Origin of the sequence: Burkholderia sp. IMCC1007 (genome assembly GCF_027257875.1) — a bacterium.
Taxonomy (GTDB): Bacteria; Pseudomonadota; Gammaproteobacteria; order Burkholderiales; family Burkholderiaceae; genus Burkholderia.
On record NZ_JAPVQY010000052.1, the window covers coordinates 1 to 15,541 of the forward strand.

Consider the following 15,541-nt stretch of genomic DNA (forward strand, 5'->3'; position numbering starts at 1 on the left):
ACCGGGCGCGGCGCGTGGCTGCTCGCGCGCACGTCGGCGCGTGCCCGCATCCGGCGTCGCGTGGCCGCGCCGGCCTCGCTCGTGCGTGCGCTCGATCGTTTGCCGTGCGTGCTGTTGCCCGACGCGCGCCCGTATGCGGGCTGGTTCGACGGCCTCGGCTGCCGCACGCTCGCCGATCTGCGCGGCCTGCCGCGCGCGGGCCTGCAGCGCCGCTGCGGTCCGGCGCTGCTCGCCGCGCTCGATCGTGCGTACGGCGAGGCGGTCGAGCCGCTTGCGTGGATGGCGGTGCCGCCCGTGTTCGACGTGCGGCTCGAATTGCCGGAGCGCGTCGAATACGCGGAAGCCGTGCTGTTCGCCGCACGGCGGCTCGTCGTGCAGTTGTGCGGATGGCTGGCCGCGCGGCAGTTGTCGCTGGCCGCGATGACGTTCGATCTCGAGCACGAGCGCGGCCGCCAGGCCGTGCCGCCGACGCAGCTCGAACTCGCGTTCGCCGCACCCGTGCGCGACGACGCGCATTTCATGCGGCTGCTCGGCGAGCGGCTCGCGCGCGTCGAGCTGCCGGCCGCGGTGATCGCGGTGCGGCTGACGGCCACGCGCGTCGAATCGGTCGCGCCGCCGGCCGACGATCTCTTTCCGGAGCCGGGCGGCACGCGTGAAACCCGCGAGCGGTTGTTCGAACTGCTGGTCGCGCGGCTCGGCGCGGACAACGTGCTGCGCGCGGCGCCCGTCGCCGATTACCGCCCCGAGGTCGCGAACCGCTGGCTGTCGCTCGATGCGCAAGCGGGCAAGCCGGCCGCCGGCCTGCCTGCCGCGCCGCCGCGTCCCGCGTGGCTGCTGGCCGAACCGCTGCCGCTTCTGATGCGCGGCGAGCGGCCGGTATTTCATACGCCGCTCCGGATGATGTCGTCGGCCGAGCGGATCGAAGCCGGGTGGTTCGACGGGCAGCTCGCTGCGCGCGATTACCACGTCGCGCAGGACGAAGCCGGTGCGTGCTATTGGGTGTTCAGGGAGCGAGCCGGAAGCGAGTCCGAGCCGCACTGGTTCCTGCACGGCCTGTTCGGGTGAGCGAAGATGGTTGCGGAATTCAGTTTGCTGCCCGATTACGCGGAGTTGTTCTGCCGTTCGAACTTTTCGTTCCTGCATGGTGCGTCGCATGCGGAGGAGCTGGTCGAGCGCGCGGCCGAACTCGGCTATCGCGGGATCGCGATCACCGACGAATGCTCGCTGGCCGGCGCGCCGCGCATGCATGTCGCCGCGAAGGCGAAAGGGCTGCCGCTCGTCATCGGTTCGTATTTCGACGTCACGCCGGATGACGTCGCGCCCGGCCACGATCCGGGCCCTGGTGCGTTCGGGCTCGTATTGCTTGCGCAGAACCGCGAGGGCTACGGCAACCTGTCCGAGCTGATTTCGTGGCGGCGGATGGCATCGCCGAAGGGTACTTACAAGCTGACGTCGCGGATGCTGTCGGCGCCGCCTTCCGAGTTCGCGCACCTGCGCGGGATGCCCGACTGCTTCGCGATCCTCGTGCCCGCGTATCCGGTGCGCTCGGACGTGCTCGATGCGCAGGTCGCATGGTTTCGCGCGACCTTCGGCGAGCGCGCACGGCTCGGGCTCGTGCAGTTGCAGCGCGCGCTCGATGGCGCGCAGCGCGACGAGATTCGCGCGGCCGGCGAGCGGCGCGGCGTGCCGATCGTCGCGCTGGGCGACGTGACGATGCATGTGCGCTCGTGCAAGCCGCTGCAGGACGTGATGACGGCGATTCGCGTCGGCATGCCGGTTTCTGAATGCGGATACGCGCTTGCGCCGAATGCGGAGCAGCATCTGCGTTCGCGTGGACGGATCGCGAAGCTGTTTTCATCGGAAGAGATCGCTGAAACCTGCGCGATTCTCGATGCATGCGACGTCGACCTCGGCGAGCTGCGCTACGAGTATCCCGACGAGATCGTGCCGAAAGGGCTCACACCGACGCGCTATCTGGAACAGGAAACCTTCGCAGGGGCGAACGGGCGTTATCCGCGCGGCATTCCGGAAAAGGTGGAAAAGCAGATCCGGCATGAACTCGACCTGATCGCCCGGTTGCGCTACGAGCCGTTCTTCCTGACCGTCTACGACATCGTCAAATACGCGCGCAGTCAGAACATCCTGTGCCAGGGCCGCGGCTCGGCCGCGAACTCGGTCGTCTGCTATTGCCTCGGCATCACCGAGGTGAATCCCGAGCAGAGCACGCTGCTGTTCGAGCGCTTCATCAGCGAGGAGCGCGGCGAGCCGCCCGACATCGACGTCGACTTCGAGCATCAGCGCCGCGAAGAAGTCATTCAGCATATCTACCGGAAATACGGCAAGGATCGCGCGGCGATCGCGGCGGCCGTGTCGACGTATCGGCCGCGCGGCGTGCTGCGCGAAACCGGCAAGGCGCTCGGCGTCGATCCGATGCTGGTCGATCGCGTCGCGAAAGGCCATCGCTGGTTCGACGGCAGTCGCGACCTGCTGCAGCAATTCTCGTCGACCGGGCTCGATCCGCAGACGCCGCTGATCCGCACGTGGGCCGAACTCGCCGCACGGCTGCTCAATTTTCCGCGCCATCTGTCGCAGCATTCGGGCGGCTTCGTGATCAGCCGCGGCAAGCTCACGCGGCTCGTGCCGGTCGAGAACGCGGCGATGGACGGGCGGCGCGTGATCCAGTGGGACAAGGACGATCTCGAGGCGCTCGGGCTGATGAAGGTCGACGTGCTCGCGCTCGGCATGCTGTCGGCGCTGCATCGCGCGTTCGACCTGCGCACCGCATGGCGCGGGCCGCCGGAGCCGGACGGCGAGCCGTTCACGCTGAAGCACATTCCGCAGGATGACGAAGCAACCTACGACATGATCTGCCGCGCCGATACGGTCGGTGTGTTCCAGATCGAATCGCGTGCGCAGATGTCGATGCTGCCGCGGCTGCGGCCGCGCAACTATTACGACCTCGTCGTCCAGGTGTCGATCGTGCGGCCCGGCCCGATCCAGGGCGGCGCGGTGCATCCGTATCTGAAACGGCGCAGGATCGTGGCCGGCGAAGAGGAGGGCGAGGTCACGTACCCGAGCGACGCGCTCAAGGCCGTGCTCGAACGCACGCTCGGCGTGCCGATCTTCCAGGAACAGGTGATGCAGATCGCGATCGTCGCGGCGGGCTTCACGCCCGGCGAGGCCGACGAGTTGCGGCGGGCGATGGCCGCGTGGAAACGCAAGGGCAACCTCGAGAAGTATTACGACAAGATCGTCGACGGGATGCTCAAACGCAACTACACGCGCGAATTCGCCGAGCAGATCTTCGAGCAGATCAAGGGCTTCGGCGAATACGGTTTCCCCGAAAGCCACGCGGCCAGCTTCGCGAAACTCGCGTATGCGAGCAGCTGGCTCAAATGCCACGAACCGGCGATCTTCGTCGCCGCGCTGCTGAACAGTCAGCCGATGGGTTTCTATCCGCCGTCGCAACTCGTGCAGGACGCGAAGCGTCACCGCGTGAAGGTGCTGCCGATCGACGTCACGCAAAGCGGTTGGGAAGCGTCGCTCGAAGCGCTGCCGGGCCAGCCGCCGCCGCACGGCCAGCCGGCGGTGCGGCTCGGCCTGTCGCTCGTGCGCGGCCTCGGCGAAGCTGCCGCGCGGCGCATCGAGGCCGCGCGCGCGGTCGGCCCGTTCGAGAACGTCGATGCGCTCGCACGCCGCGCGCAGCTCGAACGGCGCGATCTCGAAGCGCTCGCCGCCGCGAACGCGCTCGCGACGCTCGCCGGCCATCGCCGCGATGCGCTGTGGCAGGCCGTCGCCGCAGCACCCGAGCGCGACCTGCTCGCCGCCGCGCCGATCGACGAAGCGGAGCAGCCGGCGCTCGGCGCGCCGTCGGAAGCCGACGACATCCTCGCCGACTATCACACCACCGGCCTTACGCTGAACCGCCACCCGGTCGCGTTGCTGCGGCCGGTGTTGCATAAGCAGCGGCTGTCGTCCGCGGCCGAGCTGCGCGACCGCCCCGACGGCCGGCTCGCACGCGCATGCGGGCTCGTGATCGCGCGACAGATGCCGGGCACCGCGAAGGGCGTGATGTTCATGACGCTCGAAGACGAAACGGGCTGCGTGAACGTGATCGTCCGGCCCGAACTGCTCGCGCGGCAGCGTCGCGAAACGCTTGATTCGCGGCTGCTCGCGGCGTCCGGCGTGTGGCAGGTCGTCAGCGACGTGCGGCACCTCGTCGCGCAGCATTTCGAGGATCTGACGCCGCTGCTCGGCGGGCTGCGCACGTCGAGCCGGGAATTCCACTAGGCCGGCATGCCCCGCCGGCACGCGCGGTCGCCACGCTCCATGCATACCAGTTGGCTAACTGGTTCTATTTCGGTATCGTTTTCAGCACCGTCAAGCTGTCGAATCCGGCGCCTGAATCGTGCTTTCGCATACCACTTCGGGTAAATCCCTATCCTGCACTGCATTGTAAACAAAGGCCTTTCCGCTACTAAACCGCTTGCCGGACAAGGCTCGCGGCGATTTCCGCGCCGCTAATACCAGTTCGTTGACTGGTATTATGGTGGTTATATAATGCGTTCACCTTCGACGGTCCGAGATCGTCGTCCGACACCCGGAGGCATATGGAAACCGGCTGGTCCGAACTGGCGCCCGATCCCGTCGACGACACGCCGCTCTATCTGCAGCTCGCCCGCAATCTGACGAGCGCGATTCACGCCGGCGCGTGGCGAGCCGGCGAGGCGCTGCCGTCGGAGCGGCTGCTGTCGGTGTCGGTCGGCGTGTCGCGGATTACGGCCCGTCGGGCGCTCGCGCTGCTGGTCGAGCAGGGGCTGATCAAACGGGCGCGCGGTGCGGGCAGCTTCATCACGCCGCGCGTTGCCGATCCGCTGTCGCGTCTCGTCGGCTTCACCGCGAAGATGCAGCAGCGCGGCTTCGTGCCCGATTCGGTGTGGCTGTCGCGCACGCTGCGCGCCGCGCATCGCGACGAGATCACGCGTCTCGGCCTCGCGCCCGGCGCGACGGTCGCGCGGCTCGAACGGTTGCGCCGCGCGGACGGCATCGTGATGGCCGTCGAGCATTCGACGCTGCCGGCCGCGGTGGTGCCGGACCCGCAGGCGCTCGGCGCGTCGCTGTACGAATACCTGGAGGCGCGCGGCATGACCGTCGTGCGCGCGCTGCAGCACTTTCGCGCGGCCAACGCGACGCACGAGATCGCGAAGTGGATGGCAGTGAAGCCGGGCTCGGCCCTGCTGGTGATCACGCGCATCGGCTACGGCGCCGACCAGCGCGCGATCGAAGTGACCGAAACGTATTGCCGCGACGACTACTACGACTTCGTCGCCGAACTGAAACGCTGACGCGCGAGACTGCCCGCGCACCACGCGATCGCGATGGAACGCAATCGCGCGCAATGAATCGCAACGGATTGGCCAATCACGACGCGGACGCCCGCGTCACCAGATCATCAAGAGAACGTCATGCTGACTGGCAACATCCTTACCTCCGACGGCTGGATTCACGGCTCGCTCGATAGCGAGAACGGCCGCATCACCACGCTCGACGGCACGCCCGTCGATCCCGCGACGAACGACGCGCCGTACATCCTGCCCGGCTTCATCGACCTGCACGTGCATGGCGGCGGCGGCGCCGACGTGATGGAAGGCGGCGACGCGATCGAGACGATCGCCCGCACGCATGCGCAATTCGGCACGACGAGCCTGCTCGCGACGACGATGACCGCGCCGCGCGACGAACTGATGGAGGTCGTCGCGAACCTCGGCACCGTCGCCCGCACGCGTACGCAGGGCGGCGCGCGCGTGCTCGGCGTGCATCTCGAAGGGCCGTACATCAACCCCGGCAAGCTCGGCGCGCAGCCGGACGCGGCCGTGTCGGCCGTGCTCGACGAAGTGCTGAAGTACCTGTCGATCGCGCCGATCCGCGTCGTCACGCTCGCGCCGGAAATCGCGGGCCACATCGAGATCATCGGCGAGATGGCCGCGCGCGGCGTGCGCGTGCAGCTCGGCCACTCGCTCGCGACCTACGACGACGCGGTCGCCGCGCTCAAGCACGGCGCGTGCGGCTTCACGCACCTGTTCAATGCGATGTCGCCGCTGCATCACCGCAACCCGGGCCTCGTCGGCGCGGCGCTCGCGCACGCCGAATACGCGGAAATCATCCCCGATCTGCTGCACGTGCACCCGGGCGCGATCCGCGCGGCGCTGCGCGCGATCCCGCGCCTGTACGTCGTGACCGACAGCACGTCCGCCACCGGGATGCCCGACGGCGAATACCGGCTCGGCAGCCAGCACGTGACGAAGTGCCTCGGCGGCGTGCGGCTCGCCGACGGCACGCTCGCCGGCAGCACGCTGACGATGGATCAGGCGCTGCGCAACCTGGTCTCGCTCGGCCTGCCGATCGCCGACGTGTCGAACCGGATGTCGCGCTATGCGGCCGACTACCTCGGCATTGCCGATCGCGGCCGCCTCGAGCGCGGCGCATGGGCCGACCTCGCGGTGTTCGACCGCGACCTGAACCTCACCGCGACCTACGTCGAAGGAGAATCGATTGTCGAATATGCTTAAGGAAGCGCGCGAGTCCGCCCAGGTCGTCGCCGCGCAACTCGCCGACACCGCGCGCGTCGAAGCGCTCGCCGGCCAATTGCTCGATCGCCCGCCGGCCGTCGCGCTGACGGTCGCGCGCGGCAGCTCGGATCACGCGGCCAGCTATTTCGCGAGCCTGACGATGAGCCGCCTCGGCGTGCCCGTCGCATCGCTGCCGATGTCGGTCGCGACGCTGCAGCAGGCGCGGCTGTTGGTGCAGGACCAGCTCGCGCTCGCATTCTCCCAGTCGGGCAAGAGCCCCGATCTCGTCAACACGATGGCCGCGCTGCGCGAAGCCGGCGCGCGCACCGTCGCCGCCGTCAACGTGCTGCCGTCGCCGCTCGCCGACGCGTGCGAACACCAGTTGCCGCTGCTCGCCGGCCCCGAACTGTCGGTCGCCGCGACGAAGAGCTATATCGCGATGCTGTCGGCCTCCGCGCAGATCGTCGCGTACTGGCAGCGCGACGCCGCGCTGATCACCGCATTGCGCGGCCTGCCGGACGTACTCGCGCAAGCCGGCCGGCTCGACTGGTCGCAGGCCGTCGCGGCGCTCGCGGGCGTCGAACGGATGATCGTGATCGGCCGCGGCCTGGGCCTCGCGATCGCGCAGGAAGCCGCGCTGAAGCTGAAGGAAACCTCCGGCATCCAGGCCGAGGCGTTCTCGAGCGCCGAAGTCCGTCACGGCCCGATGGAGCTGATCGACCGCGACTATCCGCTGCTCGTGTTCGCGCCGCCGGGGCCCGAGCAGGCCGGGCTGCTGCAGCTCGCGCAGGACATGCGCGCACGCGGCGCCGCCGTGCTGCTCGCGGCGCCCGCCGGCACGCCCGGCGTATCGACGCCCGGCGTATCGACGCCCGGCGTATCGGGCACCGTGCTGCCGCTCGCGCAGTCCGCTCATTCGGCGCTCGACCCGATCGCCGCCATTCTTTCGTTCTACGTAATGGCGGCGGATCTCGCCGTCGCGCGCGGCCGCAATCCCGACACGCCGCGCCATCTGAACAAAGTCACCGAAACGCACTGATAGCCGAGACAGCCGATGAGACGCGCAGAGGAGTCCCAGTTGAAGAGTTCCACCCCTGATCAGATCGTTCTGCTTAGTCCCTTGACGGGGCCGATCGTTGCGCTGGCCGACGTGCCCGATCCGGTGTTCTCCGGCGGGATGTTCGGCGACGGCATCGGCATCGATCCGCTCGCAGGCAAGCTCGTCGCGCCGTGCGCGGGCATCGTGTCGCATCTCGCGCGCACCGGCCACGCCGTGACGATCACGACGCCGCAAGGCGCGGAAGTGCTGCTGCACATCGGCATCGACACGGTCGAGCTGAACGGGCAGGGCTTCACCGCGCACGTCGAAGCCGGCGCGCGTGTCGAAGCGGGCGACCTGCTGATCGAGTTCGACCAGGACACGGTCGCGCGCAGCGCGCATTCGCTGGTGTCGGTGGTCGCGATCGCGAACTCCGACGCGTTCGACATCGTCGAGCGCGCGAGCGGTTTCGCGACGGCCGGCGAGACGCCGCTGCTCGCGCTGCGCGGCAAGGGCGAAGCCGCCGCGCAGGCGGCGCAGGTCGGCGCGGCAGCGATGAACGAAGTGCGCCGCGAGATCGTGCTGACGCAGCCGGGCGGCCTGCATGCGCGGCCGGCCGCGCGCGCGCGCGAAGCCGCGCGCGGGCTCGACGCGCACGTCGAAGTGCATTTCGACGGACGCAAGGCATCGATCGAAAGCGTGGTCGGCCTGCTCGGTCTCGGCGCCGGCGAACGCGCGACCGTCGAGCTCGTCGGTCGCGGCGCGCACGCGCAGGAGGCGATCGATGCGATCGCGAACGAACTGCTGCGCGAAGCGCACGGCGAGGTCGAGGAGAAGCCCGCCCGGCTGCGCTCGCCCGCACCGCAGGCCGTCGCGCGCAACACCGGCGCGCCGCTCGACCCGAACACGCTCGCGGGCGTGTGCGCGGCGCCCGGCATCGCGGTCGGCTCGCTGGTGCGTCTCGACGACGCCGACATCGTGCCGCTCGAACAGGCAGCCGGCACGCCCGCGTCGGAAAGCCGCCGCCTCGATCAGGCGCTGAAGGCCGTCGACGCCGACCTCGACGAAACGGTGCGCAACGCATCGGCGCGCGGCGCCGTCGGCGAAGCGGGGATTTTCGCGGTGCATCGCGTGCTGCTCGAAGACCCGACGCTGGTCGACGCGGCGCGCGACCAGATCAGCCTCGGCAAGAGCGCGGGCTTCGCATGGCGCGCGACCATCCGCGAGCAGATCGATACGCTGTCGAAGCTCGACGACGCGCTGCTCGCCGAGCGCGCGGCCGACCTGCGCGACATCGAGAAGCGCGTGCTGCGCGCGCTCGGCCACACCGGCGGCGCGACGCGCGCGCTGCCCGACGAGGCCGTGCTCGCCGCCGAGGAGTTCACGCCGTCCGACCTGTCGTCGCTCGATCGCCAGCGCGTGACCGCGCTCGTGATGGCGCGCGGCGGCGCGACGTCGCATGCGGCGATCATCGCGCGTCAGCTCGGCATCCCGGCGCTCGTCGCGGTCGGCGATGCGCTGTACGCGATTCCCGACGGCACGCAGGTCGTCGTCGACGCGAGCGCGGGCCGGCTCGAACACGCGCCGACCGCGCTCGACGTCGAGCGCGCCCGTCACGAGCGTCAGCGTCTGGACGGCGTGCGCGAAGCGAACCGGCAGATGGCCGGCGCGGCCGCCGCGACCATCGACGGCCGCGCGATCGAGGTCGCCGCGAACATCGCGACGCTCGATGACGCGAACACCGCGATCGACAACGGCGCGGACGCGGTCGGCCTGCTGCGCACCGAGCTGATGTTCATCCATCGCCAGGCGGCGCCCACCGTCGTCGAACACCAGCAGAGCTACCAGTCGATCGTCGACGCGCTGCAGGGCCGCACCGCGATCATCCGCACGCTCGACGTCGGCGCCGACAAGGAAGTCGACTACCTGACGCTGCCGCCCGAACCGAACCCGGCGCTCGGCCTGCGCGGCATCCGCCTCGCGCAGGTGCGCCCGGACCTGCTCGACGATCAGTTGCAGGGCCTGCTCGCCGTGAAGCCGTTCGGCGCGGTGCGCATCCTGCTGCCGATGGTGACGGACGCGGGCGAGCTCGTGCGGATCAGGAAACGCATCGACGAATTCGCGCGGGCGCAGGGGCGCACCGAGCCGATCGAGGTCGGCGTGATGATCGAGGTGCCGTCGGCGGCGCTGCTCGCCGACCAGCTCGCTCAGCATGCGGATTTCCTGTCGATCGGCACCAACGACCTCACGCAGTACACGCTCGCGATGGACCGCTGCCAGGCCGATCTCGCCGCGCAGTCCGACGGCCTGCATCCGGCCGTGCTGCGCCTGATCGACATCGCGGTGCGCGGTGCGGCGAAGCACGGCAAGTGGGTCGGCGTGTGCGGTGCGCTGGGCGGCGATCCGCTCGCGGTGCCGATCCTCGTCGGCCTCGGCGTGACCGAGCTGTCGGTCGACCCGGTATCGGTGCCGGGCATCAAGGCGCGCGTGCGCCGTCTCGATTACCAGTTGTGCCGTCAGCGCGCGCAGGATCTGCTCGCGCTCGACTCGGCACAGGCGGTAAGGGCAGCAAGCCGCGAGGTCTGGCCGCTCGACTGAACGTCGACGGCGGGCGCGCGACCCGTTTCACTACGAAAGCAATCACCTCAACGACGATTAATGAAGAGACATGGATTGGAGGACTGAATGGACGGGAATCCGTTTCTGAAGATACAGGGCCTGGGTCGGGCCCTGATGCTGCCGATCGCGGTGTTGCCGGTTGCCGGCATCCTGCTGCGACTCGGGCAGCCGGACGTGTTCAACATCAAGATGATCGCCGATGCCGGCGGCGCGATCTTCGACAACCTGCCGCTGCTGTTCGCGATCGGCGTGGCGGTCGGTTTCGCGAAGGACAACAACGGCGTGGCGGCACTTGCTGGCGCGATCGGCTACCTGATCGAAACCGCGATCATGAAGGACATCGATCCCAAGCTGAACATGGGCGTGCTGTCCGGGATCATCGCGGGCGTGGTCGCCGGCTTGCTGTACAACCGCTACAAGGACATCAAGCTGCCCGACTACCTCGCGTTCTTCGGCGGCAAGCGCTTCGTGCCGATCATCACGGGTTTGGTGTGCGTGATACTGGGCATCGTATTCGGATACGTATGGCAGCCGGTCCAGCATGCGATCGATGCGGCCGGCCAGTGGCTGACGACGGCGGGCGCGATCGGTGCGTTCGTGTTCGGCTTCCTGAACCGGCTGCTGCTCGTCACGGGCCTGCACCACATCATCAACTCGCTCGCGTGGTTCGTGTTCGGCAACTTCACGCCGCCCGCCGGCGGCGAGATCGTGCACGGCGATTTGCACCGCTTCTTCGCTGGCGACCCGACCGCGGGCACCTTCATGGCCGGCTTCTTCCCGATCATGATGTTCGGCCTGCCGGCCGCGTGTCTCGCGATGCTGCACGAAGCGCCGAAGGAGCGCCGCGCGATGGTCGGCGGCCTGCTGTTCTCGATGGCGCTCACGTCGTTCCTGACCGGCGTGACCGAGCCGATCGAATTCAGCTTCATGTTCCTCGCGCCGGTGCTGTACGTGATCCACGCGGTGCTCACCGGGCTGTCGCTCGCGATCTGCCAGATCCTCGGCGTGAAGCTCGGCTTCACGTTTTCGGCCGGCGCGATCGACTACGTGCTGAACTACGGGCTGTCGACGAAGGGCTGGATCGCGATTCCGCTCGGCATCGCGTATGGCGTCGCGTACTACGGGCTGTTCCGCTTCTTCATCCGCAAGTTCAACATGGCGACGCCGGGCCGCGAGCCGGCTTCGGCCGATGCGGCGACCGAGTCGCATGCGACCGGCGGTTTCGTCGCGCCGGCGGCCGGCGCTGCCGAGGCAGCGCCGCGCGCGCAGCGCTACATCGCCGCGCTCGGCGGCGCGGGCAACCTGACGGTCGTCGACGCATGCACGACGCGTCTGCGATTGACCGTCGTCGATCCGGAGAAGGTGTCGGAGCCGCAGCTGAAGTCGATCGGGGCGCGCGGTGTGCTCAAGCGCGGCGGCAACAGCGTGCAGGTGATCATCGGGCCCGAAGCCGACATCATTGCCGACGAAATGCGCTCGGCCATCGGCAGCGGCGCGACCGGCGCAGCGGCGATCGCCACGGGCGCCACGGCTGCCACGGCCGCTACGGCGCAGCCGGTCGCGGGCGCGGCGGCCGGCCCGCTCGATCCCGATCCGGTGCGCTGGCTCGCCGTGTTCGGCGGTGCGACCAACGTCGCGTCGCTCGACGCGATCGCGACCACGCGCCTGCGTGTCGTCGTGCGCGATGTGTCGGCGGTCGATCGCGATCGCCTCGGCGCGCTCGACGTCGCATGGGTGTCGGCGGATACGTTCCACATCGTGTGCGGCAACGCGGCCGCGCGCTACGCCGAACAGCTCGGCGCGCGTCTGCCGTCGACGGGCGGCGGCGCGGCCGCGCAACCGGCCTGATGCGATGAGGCCGGCCCGATCCGCGTAGCGGTTCCGGGCCGCCGGTCGGTAAAGCGAAAACGGCTTGCGATGCGTCGCAAGCCGTTTTCATTTTCGGGGCGGCGATCCGGTCGGGGGCGATACCGTGCGGACACGGCAATCGCCTGCCCCGGACTGCTCCGACAAAAAACTCGCAGGTAGCGAGGTTGGTTCCGGACGACGGGCGGCGGACGGCGCGCGGCGGGGCGACCAATCGCCCGCCGCGCGTGCGTCAAGTATCAGTCGCGCCGTGCGCGCGCCGGCGCTTCCGGCGACTTCTGCCGCGCTTCGAGCCACATCGCGTTGACGATGCCGAACGACAGCGCGACGCCGATACCGAGAATCCAGCTGAAATACCACATGATCCGACTCCTTGCGAAACGATGGACGAGGGCGCGTGCGCCCCCACCGGTTCAATGCATCAATACATCGAGTGCGTGTTCTCTTCGAGCGTCTGGCGCGTGACCTTGCCGCGCATCACGCGGTAGACCCAGCTCGTGTAGAGCAGGACGATCGGCAGGAACACGATCACCGCGAACAGCATCACCTGCAGCGTCATGTGGCTCGACGTCGAATCCCACACGGTCAGGCTGCTGCGCGGGTCGAGCGACGACGGCATGATGAACGGGAACATCGAGAAGCCCGCGGTCAGGATCACGCCGGTGATCATCAGGCCGGTGCAGAAGAACGCCGTCTTTTCCTGCTTCGAGCCGGCAAGCAGCAGCGCGAGCAGGCCGCCGGCGATGCCGACCACCGGCGCCGCGATCATCCACGGATAGTCGCCGTAGTTCGCGAGCCACAGCCCCGAGCCGGCGGCGACGTCCTTGAGCAGCGGGTTCGCGACGGTGTCGTTCGGCGCGGCGTGAGTAATGTGGAAGCCGCCTATGGACGTGGCCACCAGCACGCCGGCCAGCACGAACAGCACGACCGCGAGGAACGACGCGACACGCAGCGCGATCGACGCACGGCGCGCGATCACGCCGTCGGTCTTCATCTTGATGAACGCGGCGCCGTGCGCGACGAGCATCGTGAGGCTGACCAGCCCGCAGAGCAGCGCGAACGGGTTCAAGAGCGCCCAGAAGCCGCCGTAGTAGGTCACGCGCAGGTCGCTGTCGAACTGGAACGGCACGCCCTGCAGCAGGTTGCCGAACGCGACGCCGAACACCAGCGCCGGCACGAAGCCGCCGACGAACAGGCCCCAGTCCCAGCCCGCGCGCCAGCGCGGGTCCGGCCGCTTGCTGCGGTAGTCGAAGCCCACCGGCCGGAAGAACAGCGCGAACAGCACCAGCAGCATCGCGAAGTAGAAGCCGGAGAACGACGCCGCGTAGACGAGCGGCCAGGCCGCGAACATCGCGCCGCCGGCCGTGATCAGCCACACCTGGTTGCCTTCCCAGGTCGCGCCGACGGTGTTGACGATGATGCGGCGCTCGTCGTCGGTCTTGCCGAGGAACGGCAGCAGCGCGGTCGCGCCCATGTCGAAGCCGTCGGTGACGGCGAAGCCGATCAGCAGCACGCCGACGAGCACCCACCAGATCAGCTTGAGAGTTGCATAGTCCATAGCGATTCCTTGTTCGGTTGCGAGGGCGTGCTCAAACCGCGGCCCGCTCGCCGGCGGCGGCGAGTTCGTGGTGATAGCGGCCGGTATGCAGCGACGACGGGCCAAGGCGCGCGTACTTGAACATCAGCTTGATCTCGATGACGAACAGCGCGGTGTAGAACAGGATGAAGCCGGCGAGGCTCAGGTACAGGTCGCTCGGCTGCAGGCTCGACGCGGACAGGTGCGTCGGCAGCACGCCGGCGATCGTCCACGGCTGGCGGCCCAGCTCGGCGACGATCCAGCCGAATTCGATCGCGATCCACGGCAGCGGGATCGCCCACACTGCGTAGCGCAGGAACCAGCGGCGGTTGTCCTGCAGCAGTTCGCGGCGCGCGCAGAACCAGAACGCGGCAACGAACGTCGCGACGAACAGGAAGCCGAGGGCCACCATGATCCGGAACGAGAAGAACACCGGCGCGACGGGCGGGATCGTCTTCTTCGCGGCGGCCTTGATCTGCTCGGGCGTCGCGTCGGTCACGTTCGGCGTGAACTGCTTGAGCATCAGCCCGTAGCCGAGATACTGCTTGTGCTGGTCGAACAGCGCGCGGGTCGCGTCGCTCGTGTCGCCCTGCTTGAGCTTCTGCAGCGCGCCGTACGCGATCATCCCGCTCTGGATGTGTTCCTCGCTGTGCTTCGCGAGATCGCGCAGGCCGATCACCGGTTCGTCGATCGAGCGCGTCGCGATCAGGCCGAGCGCGTACGGGATCTTGATCGCGTAGTCGGTGCGCTGTTCCTCCTGGTTCGGGATGCCGATCAGCGTGAACGACGCGGGCGCCGGCTGGGTTTCCCATTCGGATTCGATCGCGGCGAGCTTCATCTTCTGCACTTCGCCGGTCGTGTAGCCCGATTCGTCGCCGAGCACGATCACGCACAGCGTCGCCGCGAGGCCGAAGCCGGCCGCGACCGCGAACGAGCGCAGCGCGAAATCGACGTCGCGCTTCTTCAGCAGGTACCACGACGACACGCCGAGCACGAACATCGCCGCCGACACGTAGCCGGCCGACACCGTGTGCACGAACTTCACCTGCGCGACCGGGTTGAACAGCACGTCGAACAGGCTCGTCATTTCCATGCGCATCGTCTGGTAGTTGAACTCGGCGCCGACCGGGTTGTTCATCCAGCCGTTCGCGACGAGGATCCACAGCGCGGACAGGTTCGAGCCCAGCGCGACGAGGAACGTGACGATCAGGTGCTTGACCTTCGACAGCCGGTTCCAGCCGAAGAAGAACAGGCCGACGAACGTCGATTCGAGGAAGAACGCCATCAGGCCTTCGACCGCGAGCGGCACGCCGAAGATGTCGCCGACGTAGTGCGAGTAGTACGACCAGTTCGTGCCGAACTGGAATTCGAGCGTGATGCCGGTCGTCACGCCCATCGCGAAGTTGATGCCGAACAGCTTGCCCCAGAACTGCGTCATGTCCTTGTAGACCTGCTTGCCGGTCATCACGTAGACGGCTTCCATGATGACGAGCAGCCAGGACAGGCCGAGCGTCAGCGGCACGAACAGGAAGTGGTAGAGCGCCGTGATGCCGAACTGCAGACGCGACAGGTCGACGACTTCGCTACTTATCATGATGGTCTCCCTCGGTAGAGGCGGGCGCCGGCACCGAAAGCAGTCTTTCGGCGACGACGGCAGGCGGCAGCGACATGTGCTCGGCCTGCGGATGATTGAAGAATGCGTATTTGAGCGACATCAGGAGGATCAGCTTGACGATCAGCACCAGCGTGATGTCGCGCACGAGCGTGGGCCCGCGCGCCCACGCGGCGATGCGGGCGCGCCAGCCGATCGCACCGGCGGCCGGCGGGGGAGGCGGCGCAGGCTCTTTATTGATCGAGATCAAGGCGATAATC

At 68.5% G+C, this 15,541-nt stretch carries 11 protein-coding genes; 7 read left to right on the forward strand and 4 right to left on the reverse strand.

Annotation, left to right across the window (positions count from 1 at the left end):
- From O1Q03_RS31095 to nagE, 7 genes are all read left to right on the forward strand, one after another.
- The coding region (locus O1Q03_RS31095) for a Y-family DNA polymerase (RefSeq protein WP_269508127.1) at window positions 1-1,065 on the forward strand (1,065 nt) is incomplete at its 5' end.
- Window positions 1,066-1,071: 6 nt separating this feature from the next.
- Window positions 1,072-4,290, forward strand: coding sequence for an error-prone DNA polymerase (locus tag O1Q03_RS31100; protein WP_269508131.1), 3,219 nt, complete (start codon window positions 1,072-1,074; stop codon window positions 4,288-4,290).
- Window positions 4,291-4,610: 320 nt separating this feature from the next.
- Window positions 4,611-5,345, forward strand: coding sequence for a GntR family transcriptional regulator (locus O1Q03_RS31105; protein ID WP_269508134.1), 735 nt, complete (start codon window positions 4,611-4,613; stop codon window positions 5,343-5,345).
- Window positions 5,346-5,465: 120 nt separating this feature from the next.
- On the forward strand, window positions 5,466-6,569 hold the full coding sequence (nagA, locus tag O1Q03_RS31110; protein WP_269508137.1) for an N-acetylglucosamine-6-phosphate deacetylase: 1,104 nt from the start codon (window positions 5,466-5,468) through the stop codon (window positions 6,567-6,569).
- Window positions 6,562-7,608 carry an SIS domain-containing protein gene (locus O1Q03_RS31115; RefSeq protein WP_269508234.1) on the forward strand — a complete coding sequence of 349 codons (1,047 nt, stop codon included), beginning with the start codon at window positions 6,562-6,564 and terminating at the stop codon, window positions 7,606-7,608. Before nagA ends, O1Q03_RS31115 begins: the two co-directional genes overlap by 8 nt.
- A gap of 15 nt (window positions 7,609-7,623) precedes the next feature.
- Window positions 7,624-10,206, forward strand: a complete 2,583-nt coding sequence (ptsP, locus tag O1Q03_RS31120) for a phosphoenolpyruvate--protein phosphotransferase (protein ID WP_269508139.1) — start codon at window positions 7,624-7,626, stop codon at window positions 10,204-10,206.
- A gap of 87 nt (window positions 10,207-10,293) precedes the next feature.
- Complete coding sequence (gene nagE, locus O1Q03_RS31125) at window positions 10,294-12,075, forward strand: N-acetylglucosamine-specific PTS transporter subunit IIBC (protein ID WP_269508142.1); 1,782 nt, start codon at window positions 10,294-10,296, stop codon at window positions 12,073-12,075.
- 257 nt (window positions 12,076-12,332) lie between these two features.
- Here the strand turns inward: nagE and cydX are convergent, their stop codons facing one another.
- Genes cydX through cydP form a run of 4 tightly spaced genes read right to left on the reverse strand, consistent with a single transcriptional unit; the run spans window position 12,333 to window position 15,531 of the window.
- On the reverse strand, window positions 12,333-12,455 hold the full coding sequence (cydX, locus tag O1Q03_RS31130; RefSeq protein WP_442865891.1) for a cytochrome bd-I oxidase subunit CydX: 123 nt from the start codon (window positions 12,453-12,455) through the stop codon (window positions 12,333-12,335).
- A gap of 59 nt (window positions 12,456-12,514) precedes the next feature.
- A complete protein-coding gene (gene cydB, locus O1Q03_RS31135; protein ID WP_269508145.1) occupies window positions 12,515-13,651 on the reverse strand; it encodes a cytochrome d ubiquinol oxidase subunit II in 1,137 nt (378 codons plus the stop codon).
- 31 nt (window positions 13,652-13,682) lie between these two features.
- On the reverse strand, window positions 13,683-15,263 hold the full coding sequence (locus O1Q03_RS31140) for a cytochrome ubiquinol oxidase subunit I (protein WP_269508148.1): 1,581 nt from the start codon (window positions 15,261-15,263) through the stop codon (window positions 13,683-13,685).
- Window positions 15,253-15,531, reverse strand: coding sequence for a cytochrome oxidase putative small subunit CydP (cydP, locus tag O1Q03_RS31145; protein WP_098550538.1), 279 nt, complete (start codon window positions 15,529-15,531; stop codon window positions 15,253-15,255). Before cydP ends, O1Q03_RS31140 begins: the two co-directional genes overlap by 11 nt.
- Window positions 15,532-15,541 lie beyond the last annotated feature (10 nt).

Coding starts and splice junctions, on each gene's coding strand:
- cydX (WP_442865891.1), bottom strand. CDS start 12,455: ATGTGGTATTTCAGCTGGATTCTCGGTATCGGCGTCGCGCTGTCGTTC.
- O1Q03_RS31100 (WP_269508131.1), top strand. CDS start 1,072: ATGGTTGCGGAATTCAGTTTGCTGCCCGATTACGCGGAGTTGTTCTGC.
- O1Q03_RS31140 (WP_269508148.1), bottom strand. CDS start 15,263: ATGATAAGTAGCGAAGTCGTCGACCTGTCGCGTCTGCAGTTCGGCATC.
- ptsP (WP_269508139.1), top strand. CDS start 7,624: ATGAGACGCGCAGAGGAGTCCCAGTTGAAGAGTTCCACCCCTGATCAG.
- cydB (WP_269508145.1), bottom strand. CDS start 13,651: ATGGACTATGCAACTCTCAAGCTGATCTGGTGGGTGCTCGTCGGCGTG.
- nagA (WP_269508137.1), top strand. CDS start 5,466: ATGCTGACTGGCAACATCCTTACCTCCGACGGCTGGATTCACGGCTCG.
- O1Q03_RS31115 (WP_269508234.1), top strand. CDS start 6,562: ATGCTTAAGGAAGCGCGCGAGTCCGCCCAGGTCGTCGCCGCGCAACTC.
- O1Q03_RS31105 (WP_269508134.1), top strand. CDS start 4,611: ATGGAAACCGGCTGGTCCGAACTGGCGCCCGATCCCGTCGACGACACG.
- nagE (WP_269508142.1), top strand. CDS start 10,294: ATGGACGGGAATCCGTTTCTGAAGATACAGGGCCTGGGTCGGGCCCTG.